This window comes from Paenibacillus sp. NRS-1782, assembly GCF_050467685.1.
Lineage (GTDB): Bacteria > Bacillota > Bacilli > Paenibacillales > Paenibacillaceae > Paenibacillus > Paenibacillus terrae_A.
Genome location: NZ_JBITPH010000111.1, coordinates 1 through 1,321, shown reverse-complemented (window position 1 = coordinate 1,321; position 1,321 = coordinate 1). Strand labels below are relative to the sequence as shown.

General features: G+C 35.7%; 1 protein-coding gene. It reads right to left on the bottom strand.

The features are described 5' to 3' along the window. The coding region (locus ACIFQM_RS24870; RefSeq protein WP_430066407.1) for a ParB N-terminal domain-containing protein at positions 1-264 on the bottom strand (264 nt) is incomplete at its 3' end. Between the last annotated feature and the right edge of the window lie 1,057 nt (positions 265-1,321).

Genomic DNA, 1,321 nt, shown 5'->3' with positions numbered 1-1,321 from the left:
TATGTTCAGGGCTTTCTCTTTCGACTTATTCACATCGACTAAGACGCAATCAACTTCATCGTATCCGAGTGCCTTCAACACTTTAGCACGTTGATGGCCTCCTACAATGGTATAATCGCTATTACAAATAATCGGTTCACAATAACCGAATTCGAGGACACTATTCCTGATCTTTTCAAACTCTGGATCACCCGCTTTTAAATCCTTCCTTGGATTATATTCAGCATGTACCAGTTGATCTATTTTCAATTTCATCCATTTCATTTACAAAATTTGCTCCTTTATGTCTACAACTTTCTCATTGTTTCTGGCGTTTTTTATGTATGGTATGGGCATTTCTACGTTTACGAATTCGATTTCCAATCCGGCTCATTCTTCTCTCATTCAGAATTACAGTGAAGAATATGCTAAGCCAAATACAGATTTCTATAGCTAATGCTAGTAACAATATCATCATCCTGATTTCTCCTTTCCAAAATGAAAAAGGAACCCTTGCTCATAGCCAGAGTTCCCGTGTGTAATATGTACTTTTAAATTTTCACATTGTGTCACGTGACACACTCAAACTTGAAAGCTCAACTTCTCTAATTCATGTGGTTTAAAATTTTGCTGATATCAGTCTATATTTAGCAAGTTAAATTTCAACCTGAAAATCGAAAGTTTTAAAACGATATTCCTAGCCAGTTAATAATATGACTTGATTACGTGTATGAATTCTGCTGAATGTATATATAATCTATTTGTGGGATAGGGGAAACTCTCCAAATATTTTCCTTCGTTTCGCTTGAGCTGCACTTCGGACAAATATTTGCTGCCGCCGTTTCCCCTCCCACACCCAACCCCATTGCGGCTTATTAAGTTTCACTTTCGCAACTCCAATCATCCCTTTACTCTAAAATTCATGGCTGAACAAATATATTCAATTCCTTCACTTCCTCTCTACGGGCTGACAAGCCCACCATATAAACTCGTATACAAACATGTTTCCTATTCTCCGTCCGTTTGTTTCCAACTTTATGACGATCAATTCCTATCTTCACTTCAATTTCTCCAATATAATAGCGGATTTTTAAAAGTTGTTTCCATGTTTCCAGTTTTGAGCACTCCTTATCATATATACACTCCTCACCAGCACATAATATTCGATCAAATATTATTTATATATTTCTCTCAAGAGTTAAAAAAACAGGAAACATGGAAACAAACTCATGATTCTCTATGTAAATAAAGCATTTTCCCGTTTCCAATTGTACTCAAAACAGAAAACGGATAGGAAACAAATGTATCAAACAGGAAACATTTATATTTTGATACCAAACCA